This is a genomic window from Flaviramulus sp., from assembly GCF_982512915.1.
The window spans coordinates 214,269-231,689 of sequence record NZ_CEWOCJ010000002.1 but is presented as its reverse complement, the minus strand read 5'-3'; the positions used below and the strand labels follow the sequence as shown (position 1 = coordinate 231,689).

Here is a 17,421-nt window from a genome sequence, read left to right as displayed (position 1 = left end):
CTTATGAAGAAATATCTTCTTTCAATTTTATCAATAATATGCCCTATAATAACCTTTGCACAAGAAGAAATTGGTCTTGATCAAAAAATAGATCAGGCATTTACACCAGTTGCAGATTTTTTTGAAGCGATGATTTTCTTTCCTGTTTACCAAAGTGATTCTATTACAATTCCTTTTGTGCTTTTATTATTAGTTGGTAGTGCTTTATTTTTCACTATTTACTTTGGCTTTCCAAACATTCGATACTTCTGGACTGCTATAAACACAGTAAGAGGTAAATACGAAGATATAGAAAAACATGGTGCTAAAGAGCTTTATGGGGAAGATGGTATAGCACAAGGTCAAGATTTATCAAATGTTGATATTGAAGAGCATTTAGTTAGTATTAAAAATGATTTAGCTATAGATGGTGATATTGTTGATACCATAAGGGATGAAAGTTCTGATGGTGAAGTTTCTCACTTTCAAGCATTAGCAACGGCCGTTTCAGGTACTGTTGGTAATGGTAATATTGCTGGTGTTGCATTAGCTATTGCGCTTGGTGGTCCAGGAGCAACATTCTGGATGATTATTTGTGGTTTATTAGGGATGTCCACTAAATTTGTTGAGTGTACTTTAGGAGTTCAATATAGAGATGTAGGTCCTGACGGAACTGTATACGGTGGTCCAATGTATTATATTAGTAAAGGTTTAAAAGCTAAAGGTTTTAAAACATTTGGTAAAGTAGCTGCTGCTATATTTGCAGCTTTTTGTATTGGTGGTTCTTTTGGAGGTGGTAATGCAGCTCAATCTAACCAGGCTACTATTGTAATAAAGGAGTTATTTAATTGGGAAAGTACTGCTGCAGGAGCTATTGTAGGTCTTGTATTAGCTGCTTTAGTTGGAATCATTATTATTGGAGGTATCAAACGTATTGCTCAAGTAACTGAGAAAGTAGTGCCTTTTATGGCATTAATGTATATTATCGCTTGTTTGTACATCATATTAATTAATTTCTCATTAATTGATGACGCTATAGCTTTAATTATTGAAGAAGCATTTAATCCAACGGCCTTTGGCGTAGGTTCATTAATAGGTGTTTTATTGGTAGGTTTTAAACGTGCTGCATTTTCTAACGAAGCAGGTGCTGGATCAGCATCCATTGCACATTCTGCAGTAAGAACAAAATACTCCGCTTCTGAAGGTTTAGTTGCCTTGTTAGAGCCATTTATTGATACAGTTATCATCTGTACAATGACCGCTTTAGTTATTGTAATATTTAATTTCGGTGGGTTTTTTGAGTATGGAGGAGATGGTTCAGGAGTAGTTTTTATTGATGGTTTACCATTTGAAGGTGCTGGAATTACATCTAAAGCGTTTGCCGAATATATACCTTATTCAAACGTATTCTTAACTGTAGCAGTTGTGTTATTTGCAGTATCAACCATGATTTCTTGGTCTTATTATGGTTTACAATCCTGGAAATTTTTATTCGGAAGAGGAAAGACTGCAGATATGGTTTACAAGATATTATTTTTAACTTTTGTTGTAATTGGAGCTGCAGCAAGTATGGGTTCAATTTGGAAATTCTCTGATGCAATGATTTTTGCAATGATCTTCCCGAACATGGTTGGATTATTCTTGTTATTCCCAGTTGTTAAAAAACAATTAAGACGTTATTTAGATGCTATCAATCTTAAAAAGGAAGCAATACAAGACTAGTTGATTAAAATATTTTAATTTATATGAAATCCTATTTCACGTTTACTAAACAGCAACGAAATGGGATTTTATTATTGGTTTGCATCATTATTATTTTACAAACTCTTTATTTTTTTGTTGATTTCAGTTCAGATAATATTCAGCTAAATAGCGAGCAATTATCAAAATTTCAAAAAGAAATTGATTCACTAAAACAAGTTGAATTAAATGAAAGTAAGCCTAAAATATTCCCTTTCAATCCAAATTATATAACTGATTATAGAGGTTCTGTTTTAGGGATGTCAAATGAAGAAATAGACAGATTGTTATCTTATCGAAAGCAAAATAAATGGATTAACTCAACAAAACAATTTCAAGAAGTCACAAAAGTATCCGATTCTTTATTAAATGCTATGTCGCCTTATTTTAAATTTCCAGAATGGGTTAATGAGAATCAAACTTCAAAAACAATATATAGCTTTAATAATAAGCCAAAAGCTTATGCTCAAAAGCAAGATTTAAATACTGCTACAGCATTAGATCTTCAGACAGTAAATGGTGTAGGAGCGTATTATTCAAAACAAATTATAGCATACCGTAATAAGTTTAAAGGCGGCTTTATATCTGATATTCAACTGCTAGATATTAATGGTTTAACACCAGAAGTCATCGAAAGTATTACTGAACTATTTACAGTAAAATCACCTAGAAAAATAAATACAATAGATTTAAATAAAGCTAACGTAAATGATTTGGTCACAATTCAACACATAGATTATAATCTTGCGAATGAAATAATTGAGCAACGCGTATTGAGAGAAGGCTATAAAGCTCTTGATGAATTAATAAAAGTAAAAGGCTTTCCTGTAAATAAAATAGAGATAATTAAATTATATTTGCATCTTGAAAAAGAAAAAATAAATGAATAGCATGTACTTCACAGAAGAGCATAATCTTTTTAGAAAAAGCCTTCAAGATTTCTTACAAAAGGAAGTGGTTCCACATATCGAAACGTGGGAAAAAACGGGAAAAATAGATAGATTTATTTGGAAAAAATTTGGAGATATGGGATTCTTCGGAATCAACTATCCTGAGGTTTATGGAGGTATGAATTTGGATTTGTTTTACACTGTAATTTTACTTGAAGAGCTTCAAAAAGTAAATTCAGGAGGTTTTGCAGCAGCTATTTGGGCACACGTTTATCTTGCAATGACACATTTAAATGCAGAAGGTGATGAAGCTATCAAACAAGAATATTTATTACCTAGTATTTTAGGAGATAAAATAGGCTGTCTTTGTATTACTGAGCCTTTTGGAGGAAGTGATGTTGCTGGTATGAGAACTACCGCTGTTAAAGAGGGTGAGCATTACATTATAAATGGTTCAAAAACTTTTATAACAAATGGTGTTTATAGTGATTATTTAATAATAGCCGCTAAAACAAACCCAGAGCTAGGTAACAAAGGAATAAGCATATTCGTTTTAGATAGGGGGATTAAAGGAATTACTGCTACCAAATTAGATAAACTAGGTTGGAAGGCTTCAGATACAGGTGAAATTGCTTTTGATAATGTTAAAGTCCCTATTGAAAATTTATTGGGAGAAGAAGGTCAAGGTTTCCCATATATCATGCAGCATTTTGCTTCAGAGCGATTAATAATGGGCATTAATGCACATGCTCGTGCTGAATTTGCTTTAGAATATGCCCTTAAATATATGAGTGAGCGTCAAGCTTTTGGAAAAACTATTGATACGTTTCAAGCGTTAAGGCATACTATTGCAGATTTATATACCGATATGGAAATTTGTAAAGAGTTTAATTATTCAGTAGCTTACAGATTAAATAAAGGGGAATATGTTGTAAAAGAAGCCACTATGTCTAAATTGAAATCAACTAAAATGGCAGATGAGGTTATTTATCAATGTTTGCAATTTTTAGGTGGTTATGGTTACATGGAAGAATACCCAATGGCAAGATTACTTCGCGATAGTAGATTAGGTCCAATTGGTGGTGGAACGTCAGAAATATTAAGAGAAATATTGGCTAAAATAATTATAGACAAAAAAGAGTACAAGCCAGCAACCTAGGTCTATATTTAAATAGGTTTAATCATTATTTTCATTCTATTCATTTTTAGATTTTTCTGAAACATTAAATTCATTTTATAAATTGAAGTTTTAGGGCTACTTCATGTGGTTTTAATTTAGAAAAATCATTATCTTTTATCCGTAATTTTAGAGATATTCTCTACTCGCAAGATTTTAAGTAAATATGATGAAGCATTATACGTTTTCTTTTTTAAACTTTCTTTTAGCAGTTTTTTTTATAGCCCAAAATTCTAATTGTTATGCTCAAAATAACAACACATATCCCGGATTAGTTACTTTTTTTAAGGAATGGAGAGCTTTTGAAAAGCCACCGTTAAGAGATGGAGCTCCTGATTATACCAAGGAAACATTTGAAACAAGATGGAATGCTTTTAAGTTGTTACAACAAAAACTTAAAGCTATTGATACATCTGGATGGACAATAACTAATCAAGTAGATTGGCATATTGTTAATGCAGAAATGAATGGTTATGATTTTAATCATCGTATTCTTAAACCTTGGAAAAGAGATCCAGCTTTTTATAAATCTTTATGGACAGATAGAAGTGATGTGCCTGCTCATGAAGGTCCAACGCATCATATGGTAACCGAATTATGGACTTATAATTTTCCATTAATTGAAAGTGAAAGAAACCGATTATTAACAGATTTAAAAGTAATAAAACCTTTAAATGAACAAGCGCAATTAAATTTAACGGGTAACGCAAAAGATTTATGGATTGCAGGCATTCGAGATATAGAAACTCAAATGCACGACCTTAAAAATATTGAGAGTTTCTCTGGAGTTTCAACAGATAAAGAATTGCTTAAAGTATTAAATACAGCCATAAAATCTACAGAAAACTTAGTAAAATGGCTAAGGGAACAAGCTGTTTTTAAAACTGGATTATCAGGTATAGGTAAAGAAAATTATACATGGTATCTTCAAAATGTACATTTAGTGCCTTTAACATGGGATGATGAAGTGATGCTATTAAAAAGGGAATTAACAAGAGCTTGGTCTGCTTTAAAATTAGAAGAACACAGAAATAGAAATTTACCAGAACTTACAGATGCTAGTAGTCCTGAGGAATATAATGAACTTGCTGACGCTTCGGCTAGAAGTCTTATAGAATTTCTCGATAAAAATGATATACTTTCAGTTAAAGACTACTTTGAACCTGCTCTTCGAGAACATTTAGGTAGATTTGTACCAAAAGAAAAACGCAACTTTTTTTGGATTACTGCACATTATGACCAAAGACCACTTTATTCACATTTTTATCATTGGTTTGAATTAGCTAGAATGGATAAAGAACCTAACAAAAGTGACATCAGAAAAGGCGCTTTGTTATACAATATTTTTGATTCAAGAAATGAAGGTTTGGCTACTGCAGTAGAAGAAATGTTTATGGATGCTGGCCTTTATGATGATCAACCACGTTCTAGAGAGATTGTTTATATCATGATAGCACAACGTGCTGCAAGAGGTTTAGGATCTTTATATGCGCATGCTAATGAAATGACAATGGAACAGGCAGGAGGGATTCACGCCACGTATACTCCTCGTGGTTGGATGAAAACAGAAAAAGAATTACTTCTTTTTGAACAACATTTATATCTTAGGCAACCTGGTTACGGTACAAGTTATATAACAGGCAAATATTTAATTGAAAATACTTTGGCAGAATTTGCAAGAATTAAAGAGGTTAACAATGAGTCTTTTAGTTTAAAAGAGTTTTTTGATTCTTTAAATTCTATAGGAAATATACCCATTTCTTTAGGTCGTTGGGAGTTAACAGGCAAGAAGTTTTAATGAAATCTGTTTATAAATTCATTTTATTTTTTGAATACAATCTTTACAATATGATTTTTCAAGCTATAAATAAACCATATTTTTAATGGGTATCTCTAAAAAGAAAAAGTTAACTCGACAAATGGGATTACTTGCTTTAACGGCAACTGGAGTTTGTTCTATGCTTGGAGCCTCTATAAATGTGGTTCCATTTATGATACATAGAAATGTTCCTGGAATTGGCCCCTATGTTTTGCTTGCTTTTGCTTTTGCAGCAATTCCAACTATTTTAGCTGCTTTAGCTTATAGTATTTTGGCCTCTGCAATGCCCAGAGCAGGTGGTAGTTATATATATGCAAGTCGAGGATTAAATCCATATCTAGGTTTTGTTGCTAGCTTTTCTCAGTGGTTTGGCCTAAGTATAGTCATAGGTGTCATAGCTTATATAACTGTTCCTTTTATAAGAGATGTTACTATAAATTTAGGTTTTGACACACTCTCACAATTACTTGAAATTGGTTGGATTCAAGTAATACTTGCATTAACACTGATTTGGTTTTTTGTTTGGATAAATATTAAAGGGGTAAAATCATATGAAAATATTTTATTACCGATGATGTTTTTGATGTTCGGTTTAGGAGCCATTGTGATTATAGCTGGTTTCAGTTACGACACCAACGATTTTTTATTAGCACTAAAGCTAAAGGAAGATAGAAGTTTTGAAATTATTTCTAAAATTGACTTTGATTGGCGAGTTTTTCTTTCAGCTTCAGCTTTGCTTTTTTCAAGCTTTATTGGATTTGATTCCATTGCACAAGCTGGTGGAGAAGCTAAAAATCCAACAAAATTAATACCTAAGGCTATATTACTAGCTATTCTTGGGGTTGGATGTTTTTATTTTTTATTTGCAGCTGCTGTTTATAATGCGGTACCTTGGAGTTTTGTTGCATCTGAGTCTATTCAAAATGATATAACGGCTCCTGGTTTGTTAAGTTATTTACTGCCATCGGGTTTGGGAGTAGCTATTTTGATTGGAGCAGCAATTGCTTTAATTAACGATCTTCCAGTCATGTTATTATCTGTATCCAGACTCATGTTTGCTTGGGCAAAAGACGGTATTTTTCCTTCATCAATATCTAAAATTCACCCAAAAAATAATACACCTTATATGGCGCTTTTAATAGCAGGTATTATTGCGAGTATTGGTGTTTTAGGATCTCATTTTGCTGGAGATTTCTTTTTAGGAATAGATATTATGGTTACCTCTATGATGGTTAATTTCTTATTAATGTGTGTGACTCTTATTTTTATCAATAAAGTAAATCCTCAATTAGCAAAGTACATAGTGGTAATAAAAAATAGAAATTTACAACTAGTTATTGGTTGGTTAGGGATTATAACCTTAACAGCATTCTTATCAATTCATTTATATAAGGATTTAACAGCAGAGACTGATGCTTGGTATTTTCATTCAACTTCAATATGGATGATTGTTATGGTATTGGCTAGTTTGGTTTTCCTTTATAAATGGAGAAAATTATCAAAAAGTAATAGTAACCTTTCTGAAAAATTTTTAAAACTACCTGAAGAATAAAATATGCAAGAAAAATCTACTTTAGCTGAAGGGCTTGAAATTTCAAAAATTATTACTGGACTTTGGCAAATTGCTGATATGGAAAGAGATGGGAAAACTCTAAATTCTATAGAGACATCAAAATTCATGCTACCTTATCTGAATAATGGTTTCTCAACTTTTGATATGGCAGATCATTATGGTTCTAGTGAAGTTATTTCTGGAATTTTTAGGAAAGATATTAAAGATAAAAACAGTGTTCAGCTTTTTACAAAATGGGTTCCTAAGCCCGGTAAAATTAATAAGAAAGATGTTCGGGATGCTGTAAATAAAACATTACAAAGAATGCAGGTAGATACCATAGATCTTTTACAATTTCATGCATGGTATTATCCAGATCCTAGTTGGTTAGATGGACTTTTTTATTTAAAAGAATTGAAAGAGGAAGGTTTAATTAAGCATATAGGTGTAACAAATTTTGATGCTGCCCATTTGCGTATTGCACTAGCTAGTGGTATCCCTATAGTTAGTAATCAAATTTGTCATTCTCTTATTGATATGCGTGCCAGCCAAAATATGGCGAAAGTATGTAAGCAGTATAATGTTAAATTACTTGCATTTGGCACTTTAGCTGGAGGATTTTTAACTGATAGATGGCTCAATAAACCAGAGCCAAGTTTTGAAGATTTAGTAACGTGGTCTCAAATGAAGTACAAAAGATTTATTGATGCTTCAGGCGGATGGGAGTTATACCAAAATTTATTGAATACTGTAAAAACTATAGCTGATAAGAACAACGTATCTATTGCTAATGTTGCTAGTAGATATATTTTGGAAAACCCAGTGGTAGCTGGAGTAATTATTGGCGCAAGACTTGGAGAGAGCGAACATATTCTTGATAATAAACGAACATTAGATGTGTTGTTAGATTCAGAAGATATTTCTGCTATTAAAAAAGCACAACAATTGCTCAAGCCGATACCTGGTGAGTGTGGTGATGAGTATAGAAAACCACCTTTTTTAACAGCATCTGGAGATCTTAGCCATCATCTAGAAACTATTCCAAAGGCATTCAATTCTATTAAAACAGGAAAAAATAGAGAACAAATTTTTAGCGGAACTGAATGGGAAGCATTTGCCGGATATTGTAGAGCAATTAAAGAAGGAAATAGAATTCATGTCTCTGGTACAACTGCTACCCATGGCAGTTTAATGATAGGTGGAAACGATCCTTCTGCTCAAACCCATTTTATTATTGATAAAATTGAAGGTGCTATAACATCTTTAGGAGGTACTTTAAAAGATGTAGTCCGTACAAGGATTTTTGTAAATAATATAGCTCAATGGGAACCAGTTGCTCGAGCACATGGTGAGCGTTTTAGTGGAATAAATCCAGCAAACACTCTAGTAGAGGCTAAACTAGTTGGTGATGGTTATTTAGTTGAAATAGAAGCAGAAGCTGTAATAATTTAATCAATTCTAAAAAAAATTAATCTTGGGTTAAATTTATACCATATATTTTTATTGATGCTTCAAATGGTTGCCAAATCTTATTATTGAAAGTGTTGACTTCCTTTGAGAATAAATCAATAGATTTGGTAGCTTCCTCAAGCACCTGTTTATGTTGTTCCGATATCATACTGGTTTGTGCCATAGCAATACGCAGAACATCGAGTAATTTTGAATGAGGTGATTTTTCAAAAGATTGCCATGCTCCAAGTTGTCTTTCTGGTTTTGGAACTTCACCTTTAGTTCTAATTTGATTTAATGCAGTTAGCATTTCTTTTGTTGAATTTAATAAGGTGTCAGTTTCTGGAATATCTTTTTCCATTCTCAATTTTATAATCTTTTCTACCCAATCTTTTTTGTTATCAATATCTTGAAGAATATTTGTTAGATTTCGAACCTGCTTATCAATTTGTTTTCTAAAAAGATATAATTCCTTATCAATTTCAGGATTCATATCAAATCTAGGATCTGAGATTACTTTTACCGTAGTTGTGTCTTTAATACCATTAAAATTCAATTCAATCTTATATTCCCCAGGAAGAACAGAAATACCTTTGTCATAATCATTAAGGCTTCTTTTAGATAAAGAAGTTGCTTCCTCATCTAACTTCCAGTTAATATAATTTAATCCTTTATCAAAATTTTTTGCTTGCAATGTCTTGATTAATTTTTCCTGATTATCATAGATATTTACCTTTATTAAATCACTTGAGTCTGGTACTTTAGTTAAATAAAAAGGTATTTTTGTTTCTTGAAACACTTTGTTTTCTCCTTCGAAAGTTGTGTAAAAACCTGTCCAAATATTTCCAGGAGGATTAATAAATAAACCCTTTACTTGTACGGCATCACTCATGGGTAAAGCAGTTATAAAAGGTTTCAATTTATTACCAGCCATTACGCGAAGACTCAACAAATCATCAACTACCCAAATTGCTCTACCAAAAGTTCCTACTATTAAGGCAGATTCTGTTTCTTGAATTGTCATATCCATTGTTGACACAGAAGGAAACCCATTTTTAAACTGAACCCAATTTAAGCCTTCGTTCATACTCATCCACAAACCGTTTTCAGTTCCAAGAAAAACTAGATTTGGTTCAATTGGATCTTGTATGAAGCTTAGTGCATACCCTTTAGCGTCATTTTCATTAACCAGTCTTTTCCATGTTTTTCCTAAGTCATCGGTTTTAAATAAATATGGAGCGTAGTCTCCCTTCCTATAATTGTTTACAACCATCCAAGCTATTTTTTTATCATATCTTGAAGCTACGATTTGCGCAATCCACCCCTCTTTTGGTAGTTCTTTTACTTGTTCAGTTATATTGATCCAAGTTTTACCACCATTTTTAGTTAATTGAATTTGTCCATCATCAGTACCTGCCCAAACAAGATTCTTATCAATCGGGCTAGGAGCTATAGTTAAAATACTATTATAAATTTCAGCACCAGATACGTCTAAAGTCAGACCACCATAATCTGCTTTTTGATGTTCTGGATTATTAGTAGTTAGATCCAGTGAGATTACTTCCCAGCTAGCTCCTTTATCATGAGTTATATGTACAAATTGAGAACCATAATAGGCTTTATCAATGTTGAAAGGGTCTCTTGCTAAGGCAGCGTTCCAATTAAAACGTAAACGTGTTTTTTGATTAGGTGAAGGTGGTTGAATACTAACGTAATAGCCAGTTAATTTGTCATATCTGTATAGGTCTCCATTTTGTGATGAACCATATCCAAATCTTGAATTATTCAAATCTGGGGAAATATCAAATCCATCACCACCAACTAAATATTGCCAATATAAGGTTCTTATTCCTCCCCTTTTCCAAGTATATCCGGGACCTGACCAGTTTCCATTATCTTGCATTCCACCGTAAACATTGTAAGGTCTATCGTTATCCACACCTATATGATAAAACTGTGCAACAGGAATATTTTCAGGGAAATACCAGCTCTTACCATGGTCAAAAGTAATACCAAGTCCTCCATCACCACCAATTATAAAATGTTTAGGGTCATTTGGATTTACCCAAAAAGCATGAAAATCTGCATGGATACCTTTAGTTTCATCAGCAGGAATCATCGGTGTTGTGTCAAAGGATTTTCCACCATCATAGCTAACTGATAATGGTTGGTAAATATTATATAAACGATCTGGATCTTTAGAATCAACTGCCAAATCTTGAAAATAAAATGGGCGGTTGTTAGTAAATTTGGGATTATCATTTATTAAATACCAATTCAATCCACCATCATCACTTCTATGTAAGGCGTTTTTTTTGGCTTCTATTTTAGCGTATATTCGATTTGTATTAGATGGTGCAATACTAATACCTATTCTTCCTAAATCACCAGAAGGTAATCCATCAGACTCTGATATTTTTTTCCAATTTTCACCTTTGTCTAAAGACACAAAAAGACCAGAACCAGATCCTCCAGATGTAAAATAATATGGACTTCTTCTGTGTTCATATAAAGCAGCAAAAAGTTTATTATTGTTTTCAGGATCCATAACTAAATCTGCAATACCAGATTGATCATTAGAATATAAAACCTTTTTCCAAGTTTGTCCGCCATTAGTAGTTTTGTATAAGCCTCTATGCTCGTTAGGGTTAAAAGGATCTCCCATAGCACCAACGTACACAGTGTTTTCATTTTCAGGGTCTATTATAATTCTGTGTATAGTCTTAGTTTTCTCTAGTCCCATGTTTTTCCATGTTTTTCCTCCGTCTATACTTTTGAAAACACCCATCCCTAGATTCATAGAGTTTCTTGGATTTCCTTCTCCAGTTCCAACCCATATAACGTCCGCATTATTTTGTTGGATAGCAATGGAGCCTATATTTTGAGTAGGCTGATCATCAAAAACAGGTATCCAGGCTGAGCCACCATTTTCTGATTTCCAAACACCACCAGATGCGGCACCAACATACATTATTTTAGGATTACTATTTAGGACATCAATAGCCGTAATTCGACCACTCATGTTGGCAGGTCCTACATTTCGGATATTTAAATTTTTTAAGTTTGAAAAATCAATAGTTTGACTCTGGATGAATATTGAAGTATTTAAAATAATTAACAAGGAAATGGTAAGAGACTTCATATGATTTGATTATTTTATTTCTATACCAAATATAGAATTTTAAACAGTAAATTTTAGCTTCATTTTTAAACTGTAAAAATTATTATTTTAAGTATTGCAAATTATAATTTAGTTTTTATATTTGCATCCTGAAAATTCAAAAAGAGAGGAGGTTAAGATACTATGTTAATAATACCAATTAAAGAAGGAGAAAATATAGATAGAGCGCTAAAGCGTTTCAAACGTAAGTTTGATAAAACTGGAACTAAACGTCAATTACAAGCACGCAAGCAGTTTACAAAACCATCTGTAGAACGTAGAGCACAAATACAAAAAGCGCAATACATTCAAGGTTTAAGAGATGCTGAAGAAGTATAATTGACCCTTAATAATATAAAATCCCACTTTTAAGTGGGATTTTTTTTTCACAAAAACGAAATAATAGCTGTATTTTTATCATACTACTATACATTAAAACATGTCTTTTAAATCATTTACAGATTACTTACTTCTAGAAAAAAATTATTCAAAACTTACTGTAAAGGCTTATCAAAATGATTTAGAAGCGTTTTCAGAATTTATAAAAATTGAATATGGAATAAATTCAATTATAAATATCAACTATGCACAAATAAGAAGTTGGATTGTGTTATTAGTTGAAAAAGGCATATCAAATAGAAGTATCAACAGGAAAGTGTCAGCACTCAATACCTACTTTAAGTTTCTTTTAAAAGTAGGGGGTGTTAATATCAACCCATTATCAAAACATAAAGCACTTAAAACAAGTAAAAAAATACAAGTACCATTTTCAGAAGCCGAAATAGAATTGGCGTTAGATGATTTTAATTTTGGAAAAGATTTTGAAAGTGTTCGAGATAAACTCATTATAGAGCTATTTTATTCAACTGGAATGAGGCGTATTGAGTTGATAGATTTAAAATTGACTAGTATAGATTTACATAATAAAACAATAAAAGTTTTAGGAAAGAGAAATAAGGAACGCATTATTCCGTTATTAAATTCAGTTGTAGAAACTTTAATAAATTATTTAAATTTAAGGAGCGAACTTGAAAATATTATTAACGATGAAAGTCTGTTTTTAACAAGAAAAGGAATTAAAATTTACGAAACACTTGTTTACAGAATAATAATTGATTATTTTAGTAAGGCATCTTCAAAAGTAAAAAAGAGTCCACATATACTAAGGCACTCTTTTGCAACTCATTTGTTAAATCAAGGTGCAGATTTAAATGCTGTAAAAGAACTTCTCGGACATTCAAGTTTAGCTGCTACACAAGTTTACACACATAATAGTATAGCAGAATTAAAAAAAGTGCACATAAATGCACATCCAAGAAGTAAAAAATAGTATTTGAATTATTGTCTAACCAAAACAAGAGTAGTATGAAAGTAAACACGCAATCAGTAAATTTCCATGCAGACAGAAAATTAATAAGTTTTATCCAAAAGCGCATGGATAAGTTAGACTTGTTCTATGACAAAGTCATTAAATCTGACGTTTTTCTTAAAGTTGAAAATACAAGTGACAAGGAAAATAAAATTTTTGAAGCTAAAGTAAGTGTTCCCGGTGATAGTTTTGTAGTAAAAAAACAGTGTAAAACCTTTGAAGAGGGTACTGATATGGCAATCGCATCCCTTGAAAGACAGCTAAAAAAGCGAAAAGAAAAGCTTAGATCAAATTTACATTAAAATTTCCTCAAAAATGTTTTGAATAAAAAAATAAATCTATACATTTGCAGTCCGTTAGAAATAGCGGACTTTTTTATGCTTTAAAAAGTGTGAAAAACGCCGATGTAGCTCAGCTGGCTAGAGCAGCTGATTTGTAATCAGCAGGTCGTGGGTTCGAGTCCCTCCATCGGCTCAAAGTAAAGCTTTTTAATTATTAATTAAAAAGTTGAGTTCTTTAAAAAGAGTGAATTAATTTAAAATTGGGGAGATACTCAAGCGGCCAACGAGGGCAGACTGTAAATCTGCTGACTAAGTCTTCGCAGGTTCGAATCCTGCTCTCCCCACATTTTTATAAAAATGAGATTTTAAATTAAAGGATTTTAAATAATTGCGGGAGTAGCTCAGTTGGTAGAGCGTCAGCCTTCCAAGCTGAATGTCGCCGGTTCGAACCCGGTCTCCCGCTCTAATATTTAAGCCGGTGTAGCTCAGGGGTAGAGCGTTTCCTTGGTAAGGAAGAGGTCACGGGTTCAATTCCCGTCATTGGCTCTATATTATTGAATATAAAATAGAATACACTAATATTATTATATAACTAAGATTAAAAATTAAAACATGGCAAAGGCAACTTTCGATCGTTCAAAACCACACTTAAACATTGGTACAATTGGACACGTAGATCACGGTAAAACAACTTTAACTGCTGCTATTACTAAAGTATTAGCTGATGCAGGTTTATCAGAAGCGAGATCATTTGATCAAATTGATAACGCTCCAGAAGAGAAAGAAAGAGGTATTACAATTAATACATCTCACGTAGAATACGCAACAGCAAATCGTCATTACGCTCACGTTGACTGTCCAGGTCACGCGGATTATGTGAAAAACATGGTTACTGGTGCTGCGCAAATGGATGGTGCTATATTAGTAGTTGCTGCTACTGACGGTCCTATGCCACAAACACGTGAGCACATCCTTTTAGGGCGTCAAGTAGGTATTCCTCGTATGGTTGTATTCATGAACAAAGTGGATATGGTTGATGATGAGGAGTTACTAGAATTAGTAGATATGGAGATCAGAGACTTATTATCTTTCTATGAATATGATGGAGATAATGGTCCTGTTATTGCTGGTTCAGCTTTAGGAGCGCTTAATGGTGAAGCTAAATGGGTTGATACGGTTATGCAATTAATGGAAGCTTGTGATACTTGGATTGAAGAACCTCTTCGTGAAGTTGATAAGCCTTTCTTAATGCCTATCGAAGATGTATTCTCTATTACAGGACGTGGTACAGTTGCAACTGGTCGTATTGAGACTGGTATCGCTAACACTGGTGATCCTGTTGAAATAATTGGTATGGGAGCTGAGAAATTAACTTCTACAATTACTGGTATCGAGATGTTCCGTCAAATTCTTAACAGAGGTGAGGCTGGAGATAATGCTGGTATCTTATTAAGAGGTATTGAGAAAACTCAAATCTCAAGAGGTATGGTTATTGTTAAGCCAGGTTCTGTAAAACCACACAAAAAATTTAAAGCAGAGGTTTATATACTTAAAAAAGAAGAAGGTGGTCGTCATACTCCATTCCATAATAACTATCGTCCACAGTTTTACGTTCGTACAACTGATGTGACTGGAAACATTGCGCTTCCTGATGGAGTTGAAATGGTTATGCCTGGAGATAACTTAACTATTACAGTTGAATTAATTCAATCAATAGCTATGACTGTAGGTTTGCGTTTTGCAATCCGTGAAGGAGGTAGAACAGTAGGTGCTGGTCAAGTAACTGAGATATTAGACTAATTTAGTTTAAATAAATTATAAGCTAAGGTATTCCGTTTTCCGGAATACCTTGACTTATGTTTACGGGTTTAGCTCAGTTGGTAGAGCACTGGTCTCCAAAACCAGGTGTCGTGAGTTCGAGTCTCCCAACCCGTGCAAATAAAAAGTATTACCTATTATATTGAATTGAATTTTTTTCAATTCGTGTCAATAAAGAAATAATAAAATGGCTGGATTTGTAAATTATATAAAAGAATCATTTGGAGAACTAAAAAACAATGTTACTTGGCCAACATGGGCTGAGTCACAAAGTTTAACTGTTTTAGTTGCTGTTTTTTCAATTATATTTTCACTTGCTATATGGGGTGTTGACACAGTATTCAGCAAAGTCATTGCATTTTACTTTCAATGGATTAACGGTTAAAAAAAAAGTTTATGTCTGAGGTTAGTGAAAAAAAATGGTATGTTGTTAGAGCTGTAAGTGGTCAAGAAAATAAAATTAAAACTTACATAGAGAATGAAATTGCTCGGTTAGGACTACAAGATTATGTTGATCAAGTATTAGTTCCAACTGAACGTGTTATTCAAATTCGTAATGGAAAAAAAATTCATAAAGAAAAAGTTTTTTTTCCAGGATATATAATGGTACAAGCTAATTTAACTGGTGAAGTTCCTCATATAATAAGATCTGTAACTAATGTTATTGGTTTTTTGGGTGAAACAAAAGGAGGAGATCCAGTGCCATTAAGACAATCTGAAGTTAACAGAATGTTAGGTAAAGTTGATGAACTATCAGTTGATGAAAGTTCTAATGTTTCAATTCCCTTTACTAAAGGTGAAACTGTTAAGGTTATTGATGGTCCTTTTAATGGCTTTGATGGTACGATAGAAAAAATAAATGAAGAAAAGCGTAAACTTGAAGTAATGGTAAAGATTTTTGGTAGAAAAACACCATTAGAGCTAAGTTATATGCAGGTAGAAAAAGTATAATAATTGTTACACTATATAAAAGATACGTTCTTTTGCTTCCAATTTTAAAGAAGCGTATCGAACTAAATTATTAAAAATGGCAAAAGAAATAGGTAAAGTAGTTAAGTTACAAGTTCGGGGAGGTGCAGCGAATCCGTCGCCACCGGTTGGACCCGCTTTAGGTGCTGCTGGGGTTAATATTATGGAGTTCTGTAAGCAATTTAATGCTAGAACCCAAGATAAACCAGGTAAAGTATTGCCTGTAGTTATCACTGTTTATAAGGACAAGTCTTTTGATTTTGTTATAAAAACACCTCCAGCTGCAGTACAATTATTAGAAGCGGCCAAGTTAAAAAAAGGTTCTGGAGAACCGAACAGAAAAAAAGTAGCTAAAGTGTCATGGGATCAAATCAAGACTATAGCAGAAGATAAAATGGTAGATTTAAATGCATTTACTATTGAAGCTGCTATGAGAATGGTTGCTGGTACCGCAAGGTCAATGGGTATAACCGTTACCGGAAACGCACCAAATTAATCTATTAAAGACATTAAAAAATGGCAAGATTAACAAAAAAGCAAAAAGAAGCTTTAGCGAAAATTGAAAAAGGTAGAGTTTATTCTCTAGTTGAAGCATCATCATTAGTTAAGGAAATTACTAATACTAAATTTGATGCATCAGTAGATATAGCTGTGCGTTTAGGAGTAGATCCTCGTAAAGCAAACCAGATGGTGAGAGGTGTAGTATCACTTCCTCACGGAACTGGAAAAGACATGAAAGTATTAGCATTAGTAACACCAGATAAAGAAGCTGAAGCAAAAGAAGCAGGAGCTGATTATGTTGGTTTAGATGAATATCTAGATAAGATTAAAAACGGTTGGACCGATGTTGATGTTATTATTACAATGCCTAGTGTAATGGGTAAATTAGGTCCTCTAGGACGTGTGTTAGGTCCTCGTGGTTTAATGCCTAACCCAAAAACTGGTACTGTAACAATGGATGTAGCTAAAGCTGTAACAGAAGTGAAAGCTGGTAAAATTGACTTTAAAGTTGATAAAACTGGTATTGTACACGCTGCTATTGGTAAAGCATCATTTAGTGCTGATAAAATTGCAGGTAATGCAAATGAATTATTACAAACATTAATTAAACTAAAACCAACAACTGCAAAAGGTACATATGTGAAAAGTATTTTTATATCTTCTACTATGAGCCCAAGTATTTCTGTTGATCCTAAAATTAGTTAATTAAGTTAAAAC

General features: G+C 32.8%; 15 protein-coding genes and 5 tRNA genes. 19 read left to right on the top strand and 1 reads right to left on the bottom strand.

The genetic code is table 11. From position 1 onward, the window contains the following. Positions 1-3: 3 nt before the first annotated feature. From AC1XJX_RS02625 to AC1XJX_RS02600, 6 genes are all read left to right on the top strand, one after another. A complete protein-coding gene (locus AC1XJX_RS02625) occupies positions 4-1,701 on the top strand; it encodes an alanine/glycine:cation symporter family protein (protein ID WP_482002403.1) in 1,698 nt (565 codons plus the stop codon). 23 nt (positions 1,702-1,724) lie between these two features. After that, positions 1,725-2,609, top strand: coding sequence for a ComEA family DNA-binding protein (locus tag AC1XJX_RS02620; RefSeq protein WP_482002402.1), 885 nt, complete (start codon positions 1,725-1,727; stop codon positions 2,607-2,609). Then, positions 2,602-3,768 (top strand): acyl-CoA dehydrogenase family protein, encoded by a 1,167-nt coding sequence (locus tag AC1XJX_RS02615; protein WP_482002401.1) that lies wholly within the window; start codon positions 2,602-2,604, stop codon positions 3,766-3,768. Before AC1XJX_RS02620 ends, AC1XJX_RS02615 begins: the two co-directional genes overlap by 8 nt. Positions 3,769-3,952: 184 nt before the next feature. Further along, positions 3,953-5,584 (top strand): hypothetical protein, encoded by a 1,632-nt coding sequence (locus AC1XJX_RS02610; protein ID WP_482002400.1) that lies wholly within the window; start codon positions 3,953-3,955, stop codon positions 5,582-5,584. Positions 5,585-5,669: 85 nt separating this feature from the next. Then, on the top strand, positions 5,670-7,157 hold the full coding sequence (locus AC1XJX_RS02605) for an APC family permease (RefSeq protein WP_482002399.1): 1,488 nt from the start codon (positions 5,670-5,672) through the stop codon (positions 7,155-7,157). A gap of 3 nt (positions 7,158-7,160) precedes the next feature. After that, complete coding sequence (locus AC1XJX_RS02600; RefSeq protein WP_482002398.1) at positions 7,161-8,609, top strand: aldo/keto reductase; 1,449 nt, start codon at positions 7,161-7,163, stop codon at positions 8,607-8,609. Between the two features lie 16 nt (positions 8,610-8,625). Here the strand turns inward: AC1XJX_RS02600 and AC1XJX_RS02595 are convergent, their stop codons facing one another. Continuing rightward, positions 8,626-11,748, bottom strand: a complete 3,123-nt coding sequence (locus AC1XJX_RS02595; RefSeq protein WP_482002397.1) for a VPS10 domain-containing protein — start codon at positions 11,746-11,748, stop codon at positions 8,626-8,628. 162 nt (positions 11,749-11,910) lie between these two features. Between AC1XJX_RS02595 and rpsU the strand changes: the two genes are divergently transcribed. The 13 genes from rpsU (at position 11,911) to rplA (ending at position 17,409) form a co-directional block, all read left to right on the top strand. After that, positions 11,911-12,105 carry a 30S ribosomal protein S21 gene (gene rpsU / locus AC1XJX_RS02590; protein ID WP_482002396.1) on the top strand — a complete coding sequence of 65 codons (195 nt, stop codon included), beginning with the start codon at positions 11,911-11,913 and terminating at the stop codon, positions 12,103-12,105. Between the two features lie 100 nt (positions 12,106-12,205). After that, entirely contained in the window at positions 12,206-13,096 is an 891-nt protein-coding gene (locus AC1XJX_RS02585; RefSeq protein WP_482002395.1) for a tyrosine-type recombinase/integrase, read from the top strand. Positions 13,097-13,131: 35 nt separating this feature from the next. After that, positions 13,132-13,437 carry an HPF/RaiA family ribosome-associated protein gene (locus tag AC1XJX_RS02580; protein WP_482002394.1) on the top strand — a complete coding sequence of 102 codons (306 nt, stop codon included), beginning with the start codon at positions 13,132-13,134 and terminating at the stop codon, positions 13,435-13,437. 98 nt (positions 13,438-13,535) lie between these two features. Next, positions 13,536-13,609: transfer RNA gene (locus AC1XJX_RS02575), tRNA-Thr, on the top strand. Positions 13,610-13,678: 69 nt separating this feature from the next. After that, positions 13,679-13,760, top strand: a tRNA-Tyr gene (locus tag AC1XJX_RS02570). Between the two features lie 46 nt (positions 13,761-13,806). Beyond that, positions 13,807-13,879, top strand: a tRNA-Gly gene (locus AC1XJX_RS02565). Between the two features lie 11 nt (positions 13,880-13,890). Continuing rightward, positions 13,891-13,962: transfer RNA gene (locus tag AC1XJX_RS02560), tRNA-Thr, on the top strand. Positions 13,963-14,028: 66 nt separating this feature from the next. Beyond that, positions 14,029-15,216 carry an elongation factor Tu gene (gene tuf, locus AC1XJX_RS02555; protein WP_482002393.1) on the top strand — a complete coding sequence of 396 codons (1,188 nt, stop codon included), beginning with the start codon at positions 14,029-14,031 and terminating at the stop codon, positions 15,214-15,216. Positions 15,217-15,278: 62 nt separating this feature from the next. Continuing rightward, positions 15,279-15,351, top strand: a tRNA-Trp gene (locus AC1XJX_RS02550). 70 nt (positions 15,352-15,421) lie between these two features. Further along, positions 15,422-15,619, top strand: coding sequence for a preprotein translocase subunit SecE (gene secE, locus AC1XJX_RS02545; protein ID WP_482002392.1), 198 nt, complete (start codon positions 15,422-15,424; stop codon positions 15,617-15,619). Between the two features lie 11 nt (positions 15,620-15,630). Beyond that, complete coding sequence (nusG, locus tag AC1XJX_RS02540; protein WP_482002391.1) at positions 15,631-16,185, top strand: transcription termination/antitermination protein NusG; 555 nt, start codon at positions 15,631-15,633, stop codon at positions 16,183-16,185. 76 nt (positions 16,186-16,261) lie between these two features. Beyond that, positions 16,262-16,699 (top strand): 50S ribosomal protein L11, encoded by a 438-nt coding sequence (gene rplK, locus AC1XJX_RS02535; protein ID WP_482002390.1) that lies wholly within the window; start codon positions 16,262-16,264, stop codon positions 16,697-16,699. 20 nt (positions 16,700-16,719) lie between these two features. After that, entirely contained in the window at positions 16,720-17,409 is a 690-nt protein-coding gene (rplA, locus tag AC1XJX_RS02530; protein WP_482002389.1) for a 50S ribosomal protein L1, read from the top strand. The last annotated feature ends 12 nt before the right edge of the window (positions 17,410-17,421 follow it).